Here is a 16,216-nt window from a genome sequence, read left to right as displayed (position 1 = left end):
GGTGGCAACCATCACATTATGGAGAAACCACCATGTCCGCCACCACCTTCGAGACCACCACACCCGGCCGCGCCCTTCGGATCGGCCTCTGGGCTGCGCAGGGCCTGCTCTTTTTCGTCTTCACGTCTGCCGGCCTAGTGAAGTTGCTGACGCCCATTCCCCAGCTTGCCGCGATGATGCCGTGGGCCGGCCAGTATTCCGAAGCCTTCGTCCGCAGCATCGGGCTGATCGATCTCGCCGGCGGGCTCGGCATTCTGCTTCCCGCCCTGACGCGGATCCTGCCACGGTTGACCGTGCTGGCCGCGCTGGGCTGTACCGTGTTGCAGGTGTTTGCGCTCATTTTCCACGTCTCGCGCGGCGAGGCGGAGGTGACCCCGCTCAATCTCCTGCTGCTGACCCTCAGCGTCTTCGTGCTGTGGGGACGCGGCCGCAAGGCGCCGATCGCGCCGCGGCAGTTCTGACCGCGCGGGCGCCCCGGCCATGCTGCCTGCCAACGGATGGTCCCGCAGGGGCCTGCTCGCGGGGGCGTCGATCCTCACGGCCGGCGGCGCCGCCGCGGCCAGAGGTGATCGCCTCGTCGATGGCGTCGTGATCCTGATCGACCGCAACGAGCCCTCTGTCATGGGGCATGCCGTCAGCTACGCGGCCAACCTCGCAAAACATTTCGCCGACAAGGGCGCGAGGCTGCTGATCGAGGTCGTCGCCAACGGCAAGGGCATCGACGTGTTTCGGGCCGACAGGACCCCGCTCGCCGAGCCGCTCGCGACGCTGCGGCAGACGCTGCCTGATCTCACCTACAGCATGTGCGCCTCGTCAAAAGCGATCGCTGAAGCCAAGGAGCAGGTCACGATTCCGCTGATATCGGGCGCGAGCCTCGTCCCCTTCGGGATCGGCCGCGTGGTCGACCTGCAACTCAAGGGCTGGGCCTACATTCATGCGTGAACGGCCTCGTACACCACTCACGGCATTATCGCGACGATCGATCCTCATGGCCGCGCCGGTGCTGCTTGCTTCGCTACGCGCAAGCCGCGCTCAGCCCGACACTCAGTCCTGGCCACCTGTATTCGAGTCCGGACGCAACCAGTTCATCGTGGTGCGGCCACGCAGACCGATGCCGCAGCTCAGGCTTCAGGACATCGGCGGCAAGGAGACAGTGGTCACGGCCAAGCCGGGCCGCATCACCCTCGTCAATTTCTGGGCGACCTGGTGTGCAGCCTGCCGGCTCGATCTGCCCACGCTCGCAAGCCTTGCCGGATCTCGCCTCGACCGACTCGACATCGTCGCGATCTGCACCGATACGAAGGATCTCCGCAAGATCCGCACCTTCCTCAGTGGCCTCGCCGTACAAAACCTTGCCTGCTATGTCGATGCCTATGGCACGGCGACCGAAGCATCCGGCGCAATGTTCGGCCTCGTCGGCATGCCCGTCACTTATCTGGTTGGAACGGGCGGCCACGTCGAAGGCTATATCGCCGGCGCGCCCGATTGGCTCTCACCCCCGGGCGCGCAGCTGCTGCAATATTATCGCGAGCAGAGCTAGCGCTGCGTCAAATTGGATGCCACCAGCGGCCGCCGATGACGACGCCCTCCGAGACGATCTTGCGGTCGCCGGTCAGGTGCTCGCCGACCACATCGACATAGTCGAACTGGCCCTGCCTGACCGTAACAAGCGTCGCGTCGCCGACGCTGCCGGGCCTGAGGCTGCCGAGCTCGGGACGCCGCAACGCCATTGCGGCGTTCACCGTCGAGGTCGCGATCACGTCCGAAAGCTCCATGCCCATGCACAGGAATTTCGACAGTGTCGTGACCTGGTCGAAGGCCGGACCGTCGATGCAGAGCTGGTGGATGTCGGAGGAGATCGTGTCCGGATAGAAGCCGTTGGCGAGCATCGCGCGCGCGGTCTTGAAGGCGAACGAGCCCTTGCCGTGGCCGATGTCGAACAGCACGCCGCGCTCGCGCGCGTCGAGCACCGCCTTCTTCACCGTGCCTTGCGCGGTCGCCGGCGTGTTCGGGAAGGGGCGGAACGCATGGGTCAGCACGTCGCCGGGCCGCAGGCGCGCCAGCACCTCTTCATAGCTCGGCGGCGGATGGTCGATATGTGCCATCAGGGGCATGCCGACCTCGTTCGCGACCTCGAGCGCGATGTCGAGCGGCACCGCCCCGGAGGTCCCCGATGAGTGCAGGCCGACGCGCACCTTGATGCCGACGATGAGATCGCGGTTGGCGTCGGCCACCTTGGCCGCCTCGATCGGATTCATCAGCCGCAACTCCTCGCTCTCGCCGACCATGATCCGGTGCGAGAAGCCGAAGATGCCGGCATGCGAGACGTGAAGATAAGCGAGGATGCGGACCTGGCTCGGCTCGATCACGTGCTTGCGGAAGCCGGCGAAATTGCCGGGACCGGCGCTGCCGGTGTCGACCGCGGTGGTGACGCCGGAAAGACGGCAGAATTCCTCGGCGTCGATGCCGAGCGAGGTGCCGCCCCAATAGACATGGGTGTGGAGATCGATCAGCCCCGGCGTCACGATGTATCTCGAAACGTCGCGCACATCCGTGCCCGGATCAGCCTTGAGCCCCGTGCCGATCGCAGCGACCTTGCCGCCGGCAAAGGCGACATCGGTCACGGCGTCGAGCTTCTGGGACGGGTCGACCACACGGCCGCCGCGCAGGATCAAGTCGAAAGGCATTATTGTCTCCGGATGTCGTGCTGAGATGGCCGACCGTCAGTCGGCCCAAAGGAAGGAAGCCTATGCTTCCAGCAATTTTTGCGCCGGACGGACGGAAAAGCGCAACCATTGTTTTGGCCGACGCTGCCCCATAGCCCCGCGCCTTCGTCCGCCACATCGGCGTGACACCTGCCGACCATCGCAAGCGCCTTGCGCCGATGTCGGCTTAAGCGGTGGGAGGGGAGACAGTTATGGCGATCCCGGCATGACTCGAACATGCGACCTACGGTTTAGGAAACCGCCGCTCTATCCGGCTGAGCTACGGGACCGCGGAACCCGCCGCTAGGGCAGGTTGCCTGGAGGTGTTCATATCAAAGCGAGGGCGGGATCGGAAGCCCTCCGCCGGCCGAATGCGGAGGTCTTCCCGTCCCTCACGCCTTGATATTGTTGTCCTTCACCACTTTGCCCCAATAGGCGACCTGCTTGTCGAAGAAGGTCTTGAAGGCGGGGCCGTCCTCGAGCAGCAGCGTCATCTGCTGGGTCTCCTTGAGCTGGGCGGCGGTCGCGGGCTCGCTCAATATCTCTTTGACCGATTTCGCCATCTCCGCGACGACATCGGCGGGTGTGCCTGTCGGCGCGAAGATGCCCCACCAGGCCAGCGTCTCGAAGTCCGGAAAGCCCGCCTCGATCGCGGTCGGCGTATCCGGCAGCGCCGGCAGCCGCTCGCGGCCGAGCTGCAGGATCGGGCGCAGCATATTGCTGCCGAGCTGCGCTGCGACCAGCGCCGCCGATCCTGCGATCAGATCGACATGGCCGCCAAGCACGTCGTTCATGGCCGGGCCGCCGCCGCGATAGGGCACGTGCATGATCTCGACGCCGGCCTTGTTGCCGAGCACGGTCATGGCGAGATGGCCGAGCGTGCCGATGCCGACGGATGCATATTTCACCGCACCCGGCGTCGCCTTGCAGGCCGCGACCACGTCGGCAAAGCTCTTGTAGGGACGGCCGGCGCCGGCAGCGATCACGTAAGGCGCGGTGCCGACCAGAAAGACTGGCATCAGTTCCCGCTCGACGTCGAGCGGCGGCTTGTCGAGAATGGCCGGGATCACCGCGTGGGAATCGAAGGTGACGAGGAACGCCGAGCCGTCCGCTGGGCTCTTGGCGACTTGCGCGGCGCCGAGCGCGCCGGCGGCGCCCGACTTGTTCTCGACCACGACGATGCGGTTGAGTTTCGTCTGCAGATTGCTCTGCAGCAGCCGCGCCATCGAATCGGTCGAGCCGCCCGGTGGAAACGGCACGACCAGCGTGATCTTGCCGGCCTGCGCCATCGCCGGCGCCATTGCAAGAATGGCCGGCGCGGCCAGCAGCGTTCGTCTTGTGATCGTCATGGTCCCCTCCCTTTTTTGTCTTGCGCCCGGCTTTTGCTCTGTGGCGCGTGCGGCAGGCTTCAGGTCATCCCGAAGCCCGATCCCGCTTTCTTGTATTCTGGCCGCGGCGGACTGAAGATGTCCAGCACCCGGGCGCCGTCAGGGCCGGCGCGCATGGTGTGCGGCACGTTGCCGGGCGTCCGCCAGAAATCGCCCTTCTTCACCGCGATCTCCTCATCACCCTGGACGCGGATGGCGGAGCCGTCGAGCAGCACGCCCCATTGCTCCTCGGGGTGGTGATGCAGCGTTCCCTGCGCATGCGGGCCCAGCGTCACCACCGACAGCATCGCCTGCTCGCCGGAGAAGATGCGCGTGGTGACGCCCGCGGCTAGCTCGCGGAACAGCCCGTCGGCGGGATTGTCGATATTATGGAATTCTTCCTTCTGGCTCACGCCATTCTCCCCTTCGTTTTTTCGTTGCTCAGGATTTGCCGTAGGAGCCCTGGTAGCGGCCCTCGCGGATCGCCTTCATGGTCTCCTCCTCGCGCGCAACCTGGGCGCGGACCGCTTCGAGCAGTGCTGCGGCACCAGCCGCAGGAAACGACACCACGCCGTCCTCGTCGCCGACCACGATATCGCCCGGCGAGATCACGCTGCCGCCGATCGACACAGGCACGTTGATCTCGCCGGGACCGTTCTTGTAGGGACCGCGATGGATCACCGCGCGGGCGTAGCAGGGGAAGTCGTCGCCGGCGAAGGACGCGACGTCGCGGATCGCGCCGTCGATCACATAGCCTTCGGCTTTGCGCCACTGCGCGATGGTCTTCATGATCTCGCCGACCAGCGCGCGGGTCTCGTCGCCGCCGCCGTCGACCACGATGACGTCGCCGGGGCCGACCAGCTCGAGCGCGCGGTGGATGGCGAGATTGTCGCCAGGGCGGGTGCGCACGGTGAAGGCCGTCCCCACTAGCTTGCCGCCGCGATGATAGGGCTTCAGGCCGACCGCGCCCGGCAGCCGGGCGAGATTGTCTGAAATGACCGAGGTCGGCGCACCCCTGAAGCCCTCGATGATCTCAGCGGGCGGCTTCGGCACGCTGTTCGCAGCGATCGTGATCGTCATGTCAAAAGAGTCCTTTCGTGAATTTTCTTATTCGGCGTGCGAAGATGCTTTCGCCGGCCAGATCCGGAAAGCGCGCCCTTCCTTCATCCATGCTGCGCGTTCGTCGCGCAACAGGGTGCGTCGGACTTTTCCGGAATCATCACGCGGCGGGGCGGCCACGATCTCGAAACTCTCGGGGTGCTTGTAGCGGCTGAGTCGATCCTTCAGGAAATCCGCCATGCCGTCTGCGATGGCCTGGCCGTCCGCATCCGGCTCAGGCTCGATGATGGCGTGCACGCGCTGGCCCAATTCCGGATCGGGCAATCCCACCACGACGCAGGAGCGCACACCGGGTGCTTCGGAGACGGCAGCCTCGACCTCGGCCGGATAGATGTTGGCGCCGCCGCGCAGCACCATGTCGGCGAGGCGGTCGCCGAGATAGAGATAGCCTTCCGCATCGAACCTGCCGATATCGCCGAGCGATTCCCAGCCGTCCGCGCGGCGCTTCGGCTCGGCGCCGAGATAGTGGTAGGTGGCATCCTTGCCGTCATTGTTGAGGAAATAGATCTCGCCGGTCTCGCCGGGCGCGACGTCGTTGCCGTCCTCGCCGATGATGCGCAGTTTGGCCATCTCGCCGATCTTGCCGACCGAGCCCTTGTGGGTGAGCCATTCCGTGCCCGATATGATGCACGCGCCCTGCCGCTCGGTGCCGCCATAGAGCTCCCACACCCGCTCCGGGCCGAGCCAGTTGATCCAGTTCTCCTTGAGCCACGGCGGCATTGGCGCGGCCATGTGAAACACGGTCTGCAGGCTCGAGACGTCGTAGGCGTTGCGCACGTTCTCAGGCAAGGCCCAGATCCGGTGCATCATGGTCGGCACGAAATTGACCCATTGCACGCGTTCGCGCGCGATCTGGCGCAGCGTCTCCTCGGCGTCGAACTTGACGAGGCCGGTCAGCTTGCCGCCGCCGAACAACGCGTAATGCGACACGATGAACGGTGCATTGTGATAGAGTGGCCCCGGATTGAGCAGCGACGCCCCGAAGGGAATGCTGAGCGGCAGCGCCGCCGCCGTGTCGATCACCGCCGGCTGGTGATCGAGGATCACTTTCGGCCGGCCGGTCGAGCCGCCTGAGGTCATGGCCTTCCAGTAGCGCGACACTGGCGGGTCGAGCGGCTGATCCGAAAACCCTTCCGGCACGAAATCCGCAGGCAAACGGTTCGGCGCGTTCCAGTCGGCCTCGCCGCCGACCACCAGCGCCGGCTTCAGGATCTCGAGCACTGCGGCGGCCTCGCCGCGCGGCAGCCGCCAGGATAGCGAGGTCGGCGTCGCCCCGCACTTCCACACCGCAAAAGACGTCTCGAAGAACGCATTGCCGTTCGGCAGGCCGACCGCGACGAAATCGCCGGGCTTGACGCCCTTGGCGGCAAACGCCCGCGCACGCCGGTTGGCGCCGCGCTCGAGCTCATCCCATGTCAGCGTATCCTGCCCATGTTGGACGGCGATCGTGCCTTGCGGTTTGCGCTCGGCGTACCAGCGCGGCACATCGGACAGGGGCAGCAGCATCAGGCATTTCCACTTCGTCTTCTTGGCGCCGCCTCAGGATGAGGCGCTCACGGTGCGAAGTGTAACAGCCGGAGCAAACCCTTCAAGCTATCTGCCTTCAATGCATCACCGCTCTGCCCCGCAGCCCGGAATATCGAACAGCGCCGCGAGCCCGCATTTCGAGGTCAGCATCTTGTCGCCGTCGTGGCCGACGCCGGCGATATCCCAGACCCGGTGATTGGGTGTTCCGTGGTCGCGCTTGGCCATCGCGTCCGCATAGGCATGGCCGCGGGCGTAGCGGGTGGGGCCCTGCGCCTCCGCCATGCAGCTCTTGTCCAGTGCAGCGTGCTTGGGATTGGTGTCGAGCGTGCCGAGCAGGTAGATCACCTCGCGCTCGACATAGCGCTGCTCGAGCGCCGCCGGTGTCGCGTCCGCGAGATAGTGCGGGCGGTCGCCCATGCCGTATTTCCAGTTGTTGTAGCCGGGACAGGATGCGGCGATCTTGGGCAGGGGCCGGTCCGTACTGAAATAGGCATAGGACGAGGGATTGGCGACGACATAGCGGATGTCGATGTGCTGGCGAGACAGCCTTGCCTCGCCCTTACCGGCGATGGCGTAGCGCTGCACGACCTGGCCGCCACCGGAATGACCGGCCACCACGACCTGCTTCAGGTTCGGAAAGATGCGCCGGTCGGAGAGTTTTGCCAGAATCGCATCGAGTGCCTCGAAGGACGACACCGGGGTCGGTGCGAGCGCGGCGTCGCCGCCCTCCCATCCCTCCAGCGACCAGCGCAGCATGTCCTCCGGCAGCTTGTGCGCTTCGATATCGATCTCCGTCAGAAACTGCGGCACGATCATCAGCGCGCTCTTGCCGTCGTCGCCCGCTGCGGCCTGGGCGTTGTTGGCCGATATGTAATATTCGTCGGCATTGCGCAGGCGTCCGTGCAGCACGATGATCGCGCGCGAGATCGCCGGCAACGGCATGGACCAGTCGCGGGAGAGGTAGAGCGGCAGCATTCCCCGGCCGCCGACCGCAAGCCGCGCATCGCCGATGGCCTTCACAGGCTTGCGGTTGGGCGCATCTTCGTCGGCTGCGAAGGCATGGCTGGAAAGGAGCGCCCACGCGATTGCGGCAAAACCGGCCAGCGCTCTCATGACGGACATTCCCCTTCGCATTCAAATCGATAAAACTCTAGACGCAACAGGTGCCGCGCGGCTGTGACTCTCGCGCCACGTCAAGCAAAAAATGTCAGCAATGCAGCCATGAAATTCCCGGGTTCCACGGGTGACAAGCCGGCGATAAAGGGGCAAAAATCAGACCCGACTCAGTTCGAGTTGAGTCTTGCAAGGAATGCTCTCGTAGAATGTCGGTCGTGGTTGCATCGCGTCGTGCGGCGCTTTTCGTTGCCGCAGCAGGATTTTTTCTGCTGACGCTGTCGCATGCCCAGGCACAGTGGTGGAAGCGCGCACCTGTCGATTTCGAGGAATGCGCCGACGCCGCCGAGAAGGCCGCAACCAAGACCGAGAAGACATCCGCGCTCGCCGATTGCAATGCGAAGTTCGCCGGCCGGCGCAAGGCCGGCGGCGGCTATTCCTATTACGACTTCCTGCAGGATCGCACCTTCGACATCGCAGGTCCCAATCCGACGCCGGACGAGCAGAAGAAGATCGACGAATCCTACACCGCCTATCTCGCCAATCAGCGCCGCAGCAATGAAGCGGCCCAGGCCGCCATGCGTCAGCAGCGCGAGCAGGAGGAACGACAGGCGCAGCAGATCCAGCAGGTCGCGCTGCGCACCGAGGTCGAGCGCGTGCCCGTGCCGGTGGAGCGGCCGAAGGTGCAGCAGGCCGTTGGCCCGCGAGCGAAGGGCGCCCCCTGTGCTAAGGGTTCGTTCTCCTGCGAATGGCCGCGGCTATCGGAAGGCTTGAACGATCTGAAGAAGCTGTTCAACCCGACGCCGAGCAAGCCGGCGAAGAAGGGGTGAGCTTCAGCCGTCATTGCGAGCGCAGCGAAGCAATCCAGAGTCTTTCCGCGGAGGGATTCTGGATTGCTTCGCTGCGCTCGCAATGACGGGTTGGATGGGGATTGGCGCCTACGTCCTTAATTCGGATGCTTCTTCTTGCCGCGCTTCGGTTTGACCACCGGTGTACTCGCCGGCTCCGTGACCGCCGACGAGCTGCCCAACTGCGACCGGCTCTCCTGCAATCGCCTGTCATAGCCGGGAGAGTTCATGACGGTCGGCGGCCTCGCCAAGGCGAGTGTCGATGCACCGCAGAGCGCGGCCAGCGCGAGCCCGATCGTTAGTAACCGCCTCATCGCGCCCCTCCATCACTTTCAAGCCACGCCCCGGATCTGCTGCGGCGTCAGCCGCGGCGGGCCGTTACCCGCCGCCTCGGCCTCCTTGATCAGCGCAACAATGCGGCGCATCAGCGGCACGGCGATCTTGTTCTGCTCTGCAAGAGCAATGACCGCGCCCTGGAGATAGTCGATCTCGGTCTTGCGGCCCAGCTTCAGATCCTGCCACATCGACGAGCGCGCCTCCGGATCGATCTTCATCGTGCGTCCGAGGATCGCATTGAAGATCACGTCCGGCAGCTTCAGCAAGGTCGGTGTCGAGTTCGCCGGGATCGGCGTCGCCGAGACCGGCGCAATGCCGGCCGCCTTCAGCGCAGCCAGGCCCTCCGCCATCTGGTCGGCGAACAATCTTCGCCAGTCCCGGTTCGCCAGTTGCGCGGCGAGCGGCATGTCGGACAGCGCGCTGAGTGCGTTGTTGAGATTGATGATCAGCTTGCCCCATTGCACGCCGGCGATGTCGCGGCTGGCGCGCATCGTGAGGCCGGGCACCGAGAGCGCCGCTGCCGTGTTCGCTTCGTCTTCGCCGACATGAATGTCGCCGGAAGTCGAGCGATGGAAGCGCCCCTCGCCCATCGCGATCACGTTGAACGGCACCATGCCGGCGAGCACGCGCCGCCCGCCCAGGCGCTCGCGCAGAACCGCGACATTGCCGACGCCGTTTTGCAGGGAGACGATGACGGCATCCTGCGGCGCATGCTGCGCGATCTGGTCCGCAACATCGGCGGTGTCGGCGCTCTTCACCGTGACCAGCACGATGCCGGCACTGTGGAGGATCGAAGCATCCTCCGACAGCGCGAGCTGGCCCGCGCCCAACTTTTTCTCGGAGCCGTCGAAATCCGTCAGCCGCAGGCCGAACCGCTCGATCTCGGCCTTCACCCGTGGCCGCACCAGCAGCGCGACGCGGGCGCCGGCGGCCGCCAGCATGCCGCCGACGAAGCATCCGATGGCGCCCGCGCCGGCCACCACGATCGGTCGATCCGTAACCACCAGACCTTAACTCCCTGAAGGACACGCCTTCGATAGCAGAGGAGAGGCCTGCTGCCCATGGAACGGTTGCGGTGCAATCGCCTTGTATCCGTCATGAGGGCCTCATATGTTTTCAAACGGGGCTTGTTTCCGGCAAGAGATCGCCAAGGGAGAACGCCATGGGTTTGCTCGACGTCCTCAACGGCATGCAGAACGGCCCGCGCGGCCCAAGCACGCCAAGCTCTGAGAAATCCTCCGGCGGCATGTCGCCGATGACGATGGCGCTGCTCGGCCTGCTCGCCTGGAAGGCTTTCAAGCATCTGACGGCAGGCCAGCCCGGCACAGCGCCGCAAACGTCCCCGACGCCGACACACCTCCCCCCGCCTGTGAATGCGGGCGCAGGCGGTGGCCTCGGCGGCGCACTTGGTGGAAGCGGCGGGCTCGGTGATCTCCTGAAGGGCGGCCTCGGCGGCCTGCTGGCGGGCGGCGCGGCCGGCAGCGTGCTGAGCGGCGGGCTCGGCGATCTCCTCAACCAGCTCCAGCAGGGTGGCCAAGGCGAGACCGCAAATACCTGGGTCGGCAAGGGCGAGAACAAGGCGATCGAGCCCGGCGATCTCGCCAAGGCGCTGGGCGCCGACCAGATCGAGAGCCTGTCCGCCCAGAGCGGCCTGTCGCGCGATGAGCTGCTCTCCGGCCTCAGCCAGTACCTGCCTCAGGTGATCGACCACCTGACGCCGGACGGCCGGCTACCGACCGAGAACGAGATCTCGGGCAGAATTTAAACAGAGGCCTGATCTACGAATTCGGGAAGGGAAGCACTGTCATGAGTTTCGGCGGCCTGTTGTGGATCATCGTCGTCGGCTTCATCGCCGGCCTCATCGCGCGCTGGCTCGCGCCGGGACCGAACAACCCGAGCGGCTTCATCCTCACCACCATCCTGGGTATCGCCGGCGCGTTTCTGGCGACTTTCATCGGCCAGTCGATCGGGCATTACAGCCCCGACCAGGGCGCCGGCTTCATCATGGCCACGATCGGCGCCGTGGTGGTACTGTTCATCTGGCACCGGCTGGTGGCGAGCGGTGTGATTAAAGGGTAGCGGCTCGAAGCGCCGAGAGACGGCACGCCTACTCGATATCGTCATGCCCGGGCTTGACCCGGGCATCCACGTCTTTCGATCTGCGCGGCGACACGTGGATGGCCGGGTCAAGCCCGGCCATGACGCGGAGAGAGCTTGCCGAGCACTCTCAGGTAATCAAATGCATCCCCGCATCCATCCGCACGACCTCACCGGTCATGTTGCTGGACGCCGGCATCGCCAGGAAGCAGACGAGCTGCGCGATGTCGTCGGCGGTCGAGGCGACCTTGAGCGGCACCTTGGCGACCACGCTGTCGCGCACTTGCTTGGCGCCGGCCTCGCCGCGGCCCTTGGTGAACCAGGGCGTATCGATATAGCCGGGGCACACCGTGTTGACGCGGATCAGAGGCGCCAGTGCGCGCGACAGCGACAGCGTCATGGTGTTGAGCGCGCCCTTGCTCGCGGCATAGGCGATCGACGAGCCGACGCCGCTGATGCCGGCGACCGAGGACACGTTGACCACCGCCGACGGCCGGCTAGAGGCTTTCGACCCGGCCTCGAGCAGGCTGCGCGCCGCGCGCACCATCTGGAACGGACCGATGGTGTTGACGCCGTAAAGGCGCTGGAAATCCTCCGCCGACAATCCGTCGAGATCGGCGTGAGCCACATGCTTGGTGGTGCCGGCATTGTTGACGAGGATGTCGAGCCGGCCCCAGCCGCTGGCGGCCGCGACGATCTTGCGGCAATCCTCATCCTTCGAGACATCGCCCTGCGCGACCACAACCTCCGCGGCCCCGGCCTTGCGGCAGAGCTCTGCCGTGGCCTCGGCTTCCTTCTGACTCGACGAATAGTTGATGACGAGCCGCGCCCCGCTCCGCGCGAGAATTTCCGCGGTCGCCGCACCCAGCCCGGATGCAGACCCCGTCACGATTGCGCACAGACTGTCTTTTGCCATCCGGATGTCCTTCCCCTTGATTGATTTTCGGCGACCTGTTTAGCGAGTTTGGCGCGCCCTGCAAATCGAGCAAACTCCGCTAAGCGGAATTAATCCAGATGCCGTCTCGCGCCCATGCCGGAGCCGCAGATGGGCCTGCGGTCAACGCTTGTCAGGGCCATGGCTTTTTCCGATCATCGGGCGCAAGAAGAGACTGCGCGCCGGCCCATCTGGCGGACCGCGCCAATGGTAAAACACGGGGAACGCTGTGGCGGAGAGTGACAATATCGTCGTCGAGACCGCGGAGAAAATCTTCTCCGATCTCGCCGACCCGCAGACGATCAATAATGACAAGAAGGATTCGTGGCAGGCGCCGCTGTGGCAGGCGCTGAGCGAAGCCGGCTTGCCCTTGTCGTGGGTGCCGGACGATCTCGGCGGCTCCGGCGCGAGCCTCGCCGACGGCTTTGCGCTGCTCAACGCCGCCGGCCGTTTCGCGGTCGCAGTTCCCCTGGCCGAAACGATGCTCGCCGGCTGGCTGCTGGCGCAGGCGAAGATCAACTCGCCGGAAGGTGAGATGACGGTGCTGCCGGCCTCTCCAAGAGACCGCATCACGCTCGATGCCGATGGCGCACTCTCCGGCCGTGCCCGTGGCGTACCCTTCGCGAAGGCCGCCAGGCACTTCGCGGTGCTGGCGCACGGCAAGGACGGCGTCTCCATCGCACTGGTCGACGCCGGCAAGGGCCGCATCGAATTCGGCCTCAATGTCGGCTACGACCACAGCGACACCGTCACGCTCGACAAGGTCCAGCCCGTCACCATCAAGGCCGCGCCGAAGGGCGTCGACCAAACCAGCCTGATGCTGATGGGCGGCGTTGCGCGCAGCCTTCAGATCGCGGGCGCGCTGGAAGCGATGCTCGACATTTCCGTGCGCTACTCCAACGAGCGTGTCGCCTTCGAGAAGAAGATCTCGAAATTCCAGGCTGTACAGCACAATCTCGCCCGTCTCGCCGGCGAGTCCGCCGCAGCGCTCGCTGCCGCAACCTCCGCGGCCGACGCGATCGCGAATGCAAAATCATTTGACGACGCGGTTTACCTCGAAGCCGCCTCGGCAAAAATCCGCTGCGCCGAAGCCGCGGAAAAGGGTGGCGCCATCGCGCATCAGGTCCACGGCGCGATCGGCTTCACCATCGAGCACATCCTGCACCGTTACTCGCTGCGGGCGCTGGCCTGGCGCGACGATTTCGGCTCGGAGAGCCATTGGGCCGTCGAGCTCGGCAAGCTGGTCGCGAGCCGTGGTGCCGACGAATTGTGGCCGCTCGTGGCATCGCGCTGATCAGGAGACGAGACAACAATGACCGCCGCCCTCCGTTTCGATCCGATCCGCCTGCCCGAGAAGTGCGAGCAATTGCGCAAGGAAGTGCGTGCGTTCCTTGCCGAGGAAATCGCCGCCGGCACCTTTGATCCGCACAAGCCCAACCGCGAAGACACCGACGCGCCGGAATTCTCGCGCCGGGTCGGGGCCAAGGGCTGGCTCGGCATGACCTGGCCGAAGAAATATGGTGGCCAGGAGCGTTCCTTCCTCGAACGTTACGTAGTGACCGAGGAGATGCGCGTGGCCAACGCGCCGACGCGGCGCTTCTTCGTCGCCGACCGCCAGAGCGGGCCGGTGCTGATCAAATATGCACCCGAGCACATCAAGATGGATATCCTGCCGCGCATCTGCCGCGGCGAGATCTGCTTCGCCATCGGCATGAGCGAGCCGAACTCCGGCTCGGATCTGTTCGCCGCCAAGACGCGCGCGACCAAGACCGACGGCGGCTATCTCATCAACGGCACCAAGATCTGGACCTCGTCGGCGCACATCGCCGACTACATGATCGCGATCTTCCGGACCTCGCCGCCGACCAAGGAAAACCGTCGTCACGGCCTGACGCAGTTCCTGGTCAAGATGAAGCAGCCGGGCATCCAGGTGAACCCGATCGGCCAGATCACCGGCCAGTACGAGTTCAACGAGGTCGTCTTCACCGACTTCTTCGTTCCCGAGGATCACGTGCTCGGCGAGGTCGACGGTGCCTGGAAGCAGGCCACGTCGGAGCTCGCCTATGAGCGAAGCGGTCCCGAGCGTTTTCTCGAGACCTATTATGTGCTGACAGAGCTGGTTCGCGCGGTCGGACCCAACCCGGACACGCGCAGCGCCGAAGGCATCGGCCGGCTCGTGGCGCAGCTCCACACCATGCGGCGCATGTCGGTCTCGGTTGCCGGCATGCTTCAGGCCGGCAAGGAGCCGGTGGTGGAGGCCTCCATCGTCAAGGACATCGGGACGGTCTGGGAGCAGCAGCTTCCGCATCGCGTGCGCGATCTCGCCGCTTTCGTCGAGGAGACGGCGACCAACCGCGAGACGCTGGAGCGGCAGCTCGACTTCGCCATCAAGACCGCGCCCAAACTCACCATCCAGGGCGGCACCACCGAGGTGCTGCGCGGCATCATCGCGCGCGGACTTGGTCTGCGCTAGTCGCACCGACCGGGCTTGCACTCATTCAATCGAGGATCGTCATGAGCACCTATAAAGACATCGGCGTCGAAAAAGTCGGCCACGTCGGCACCATCGAGATCCGCCGTCCGCCGCTGAACTTCTTCGACATCTCGCTGATCAACCAGATCGCGGATGCGCTCGACGAGTTCGACCGCGACATCGAAATCCGCAGCTCCGTGCTGTCGGCACAAGGCAAGGCGTTCTGCGCCGGCGCCAATTTCGGTGATCCCGCGCGGCAGGAGCAGGAAGCGCGCGAGGCCGAGAAAAAGGGCGACCCGGCCGACAACCTCGGTCCCATCAACCATCTCTACCTCCAGGCCGTGCGTATCTTCCGCGCCAAGAAGCCGATCGTCGCCGCCGTGCAGGGTGCAGCCATCGGCGGCGGCCTGGGTCTCGCGGTGTCGGCGGATTTCCGCGTCACCTGCCCCGAAGCCCGCTTCTCGGCCAACTTCACAAAACTCGGCTTCCATCCCGGCTTCGGCCTGACCACGACGCTGCCGGAGCTGATCGGCAAGAACAATGCAGAATTGATGTTCTACACCAGCCGCCGCGTCACCGGCGAAGAGGCATATAAATGGGGCCTCGCCAACGAGCTGGTGCCGCAGGATCAGGTGAAGGCAGCCGCGATGAAGCTCGCCGGCGAGATCGCCGAATGCTCGCCGCTCGGCCTCGTCTCAACTCGCGCCACGATGCGCGCAGGCCTGGCCGACCGCGTGATGGCCGCGACCAATCACGAGCTCGCCGAGCAGACGAGGCTGCGGGCGACGGAGGATTTCAAGGAAGGCGTCAAGGCCACGGAAGAGCGGCGGACGCCGAATTTCAAGGGAAGGTGACGCCGTATCACGTCAGCGTCCGCTCGCGCGGGGGTCCCGGATTTGCGCTACGCTTGTCCGGGACGACGGCGGTGTGTGAGGCAATCGCTCAGGCTCCAAGCCGGAACGTCACCCCGCCAAGCAGGAACTCGTTCCCCGCCACCGCGAGCCCCCTGGCCTTCGCGGCATGCAGCACGCTCGCAGCGTCGGTCACCCGAAACTCCAGCGCACTCATGATCTCGCTGGCCCCCTTCACGAAGCGGAAGGTCGCATTGGGCAGCTTCAGTTCGGCACCGCTACCTGGCGCAACACCGATGATCTTGCCCCAATGCTCCGCCAGCCCCTGCGGATCCGGGCTCTGCATCTCCACCGCGGTCAGCGCCTGCGTCACATCCTTGCGGATGAACTTCTGCCAGTTGGGACCGGCCGGCGGATAGGCACCAAGGATGTCGTCGCTGCCGTCGGTGTGGTTGAACTCGATGAAGGCGGCGCGGCAGTCGCGGGGGTGGAGCTGCACGCCGTGATAGGGCGCGTGGTCGATCACGTTGGCGGTGCGCACGCCCATCGCATTGGCGTTGCGGCCGCGCTCGTCCGGATCGTTACAGCAGAAGATCGCCATATAGCCGCCGCGGCCGCCGGTCTTCTCGATGAAGCGGCCGGCCGTGGTACCGTCCTTGAACGGCGCGACCACCTCCAGCAGGATGGCGTCGACCGGGAGCAACGCGTTCTCCAGGCCGTATTTGGCGACGTTGCCGTCACGGTAGCAGACCGCGAGGCCCATGATTTCGGCGATGTCCGAGATCACGGGCGCGAGCTGCGGCGCGACCAGGCAGATCTGCCGCAGCCGCACATAGGGCGCCATCG

General features: G+C 65.4%; 19 protein-coding genes and 1 tRNA gene. 9 read left to right on the top strand and 11 right to left on the bottom strand.

What is annotated here, in order from left to right:
• The first annotated feature begins 32 nt into the window (after window positions 1-32).
• Genes FNV92_RS03260 through FNV92_RS03250 form a run of 3 tightly spaced genes read left to right on the top strand, consistent with a single transcriptional unit; the run spans window position 33 to window position 1,540 of the window.
• Entirely contained in the window at window positions 33-461 is a 429-nt protein-coding gene (locus FNV92_RS03260; protein ID WP_143842275.1) for a DoxX family protein, read from the top strand.
• A 19-nt stretch (window positions 462-480) separates the two neighbouring features.
• Window positions 481-942, top strand: coding sequence for a DsrE family protein (locus FNV92_RS03255; RefSeq protein ID WP_143842276.1), 462 nt, complete (start codon window positions 481-483; stop codon window positions 940-942).
• Window positions 943-988: 46 nt separating this feature from the next.
• The gene (locus FNV92_RS03250) at window positions 989-1,540 is read left to right on the top strand and encodes a TlpA family protein disulfide reductase (protein ID WP_244623774.1); all 552 of its coding nucleotides are present in this window, start codon (window positions 989-991) and stop codon (window positions 1,538-1,540) included.
• Window positions 1,541-1,547: 7 nt separating this feature from the next.
• On the opposite strand, the gene FNV92_RS03245 is transcribed toward FNV92_RS03250, so the two are convergent.
• From FNV92_RS03245 to FNV92_RS03215, 7 genes are all read right to left on the bottom strand, one after another.
• Window positions 1,548-2,687 carry an amidohydrolase/deacetylase family metallohydrolase gene (locus tag FNV92_RS03245; RefSeq protein ID WP_143842280.1) on the bottom strand — a complete coding sequence of 380 codons (1,140 nt, stop codon included), beginning with the start codon at window positions 2,685-2,687 and terminating at the stop codon, window positions 1,548-1,550.
• Window positions 2,688-2,918: 231 nt separating this feature from the next.
• Window positions 2,919-2,995: transfer RNA gene (locus tag FNV92_RS03240), tRNA-Arg, on the bottom strand.
• A gap of 102 nt (window positions 2,996-3,097) precedes the next feature.
• Window positions 3,098-4,054: a tripartite tricarboxylate transporter substrate-binding protein gene (locus FNV92_RS03235; protein ID WP_143842282.1), complete on the bottom strand. Its 957-nt coding sequence runs from the start codon at window positions 4,052-4,054 to the stop codon at window positions 3,098-3,100.
• 59 nt (window positions 4,055-4,113) lie between these two features.
• Window positions 4,114-4,485, bottom strand: coding sequence for a cupin domain-containing protein (locus tag FNV92_RS03230; RefSeq protein ID WP_143842283.1), 372 nt, complete (start codon window positions 4,483-4,485; stop codon window positions 4,114-4,116).
• A 28-nt stretch (window positions 4,486-4,513) separates the two neighbouring features.
• Window positions 4,514-5,152 carry an RraA family protein gene (locus tag FNV92_RS03225; protein ID WP_014439303.1) on the bottom strand — a complete coding sequence of 213 codons (639 nt, stop codon included), beginning with the start codon at window positions 5,150-5,152 and terminating at the stop codon, window positions 4,514-4,516.
• Window positions 5,153-5,179: 27 nt separating this feature from the next.
• Window positions 5,180-6,697: an AMP-binding protein gene (locus FNV92_RS03220; protein WP_143842285.1), complete on the bottom strand. Its 1,518-nt coding sequence runs from the start codon at window positions 6,695-6,697 to the stop codon at window positions 5,180-5,182.
• 105 nt (window positions 6,698-6,802) lie between these two features.
• Window positions 6,803-7,831 (bottom strand): alpha/beta hydrolase, encoded by a 1,029-nt coding sequence (locus FNV92_RS03215; protein WP_168213771.1) that lies wholly within the window; start codon window positions 7,829-7,831, stop codon window positions 6,803-6,805.
• Between the two features lie 209 nt (window positions 7,832-8,040).
• Between FNV92_RS03215 and FNV92_RS03210 the strand changes: the two genes are divergently transcribed.
• Entirely contained in the window at window positions 8,041-8,661 is a 621-nt protein-coding gene (locus FNV92_RS03210; protein WP_168213375.1) for a hypothetical protein, read from the top strand.
• A gap of 116 nt (window positions 8,662-8,777) precedes the next feature.
• Here the strand turns inward: FNV92_RS03210 and FNV92_RS03205 are convergent, their stop codons facing one another.
• A complete protein-coding gene (locus tag FNV92_RS03205; protein ID WP_143842289.1) occupies window positions 8,778-8,993 on the bottom strand; it encodes a hypothetical protein in 216 nt (71 codons plus the stop codon).
• An 18-nt stretch (window positions 8,994-9,011) separates the two neighbouring features.
• Window positions 9,012-10,019: a 2-dehydropantoate 2-reductase gene (locus FNV92_RS03200; RefSeq protein ID WP_143842290.1), complete on the bottom strand. Its 1,008-nt coding sequence runs from the start codon at window positions 10,017-10,019 to the stop codon at window positions 9,012-9,014.
• A 158-nt stretch (window positions 10,020-10,177) separates the two neighbouring features.
• Here FNV92_RS03200 and FNV92_RS03195 point away from each other — a divergent pair, with 158 nt between their 5' ends.
• Window positions 10,178-10,780, top strand: a complete 603-nt coding sequence (locus FNV92_RS03195; protein WP_014439297.1) for a YidB family protein — start codon at window positions 10,178-10,180, stop codon at window positions 10,778-10,780.
• A 41-nt stretch (window positions 10,781-10,821) separates the two neighbouring features.
• The gene (locus FNV92_RS03190) at window positions 10,822-11,094 is read left to right on the top strand and encodes a GlsB/YeaQ/YmgE family stress response membrane protein (RefSeq protein WP_143842292.1); all 273 of its coding nucleotides are present in this window, start codon (window positions 10,822-10,824) and stop codon (window positions 11,092-11,094) included.
• A gap of 148 nt (window positions 11,095-11,242) precedes the next feature.
• Here the strand turns inward: FNV92_RS03190 and FNV92_RS03185 are convergent, their stop codons facing one another.
• Window positions 11,243-12,028, bottom strand: coding sequence for an SDR family NAD(P)-dependent oxidoreductase (locus FNV92_RS03185; RefSeq protein WP_143842294.1), 786 nt, complete (start codon window positions 12,026-12,028; stop codon window positions 11,243-11,245).
• 247 nt (window positions 12,029-12,275) lie between these two features.
• Here FNV92_RS03185 and FNV92_RS03180 point away from each other — a divergent pair, with 247 nt between their 5' ends.
• The 3 genes from FNV92_RS03180 to FNV92_RS03170 are packed head-to-tail and all read left to right on the top strand — an operon-like array spanning window position 12,276 to window position 15,373.
• On the top strand, window positions 12,276-13,340 hold the full coding sequence (locus FNV92_RS03180; protein WP_143842295.1) for an acyl-CoA dehydrogenase family protein: 1,065 nt from the start codon (window positions 12,276-12,278) through the stop codon (window positions 13,338-13,340).
• 18 nt (window positions 13,341-13,358) lie between these two features.
• Window positions 13,359-14,519, top strand: a complete 1,161-nt coding sequence (locus FNV92_RS03175) for an acyl-CoA dehydrogenase family protein (protein ID WP_094890895.1) — start codon at window positions 13,359-13,361, stop codon at window positions 14,517-14,519.
• 41 nt (window positions 14,520-14,560) lie between these two features.
• Window positions 14,561-15,373, top strand: a complete 813-nt coding sequence (locus FNV92_RS03170) for an enoyl-CoA hydratase/isomerase family protein (RefSeq protein WP_143842297.1) — start codon at window positions 14,561-14,563, stop codon at window positions 15,371-15,373.
• Window positions 15,374-15,461: 88 nt separating this feature from the next.
• On the opposite strand, the gene FNV92_RS03165 is transcribed toward FNV92_RS03170, so the two are convergent.
• Window positions 15,462-16,214 carry a VOC family protein gene (locus FNV92_RS03165; protein WP_168213772.1) on the bottom strand — a complete coding sequence of 251 codons (753 nt, stop codon included), beginning with the start codon at window positions 16,212-16,214 and terminating at the stop codon, window positions 15,462-15,464.
• Window positions 16,215-16,216: the final 2 nt, after the last annotated feature.

Origin of the sequence: Bradyrhizobium cosmicum (genome assembly GCF_007290395.2) — a bacterium.
In the GTDB taxonomy this organism is placed as follows: Bacteria; Pseudomonadota; Alphaproteobacteria; order Rhizobiales; family Xanthobacteraceae; genus Bradyrhizobium; species Bradyrhizobium cosmicum.
Note: the sequence above shows the minus strand (reverse complement) of the source record. Positions and strands in the feature narration are given on the sequence as shown.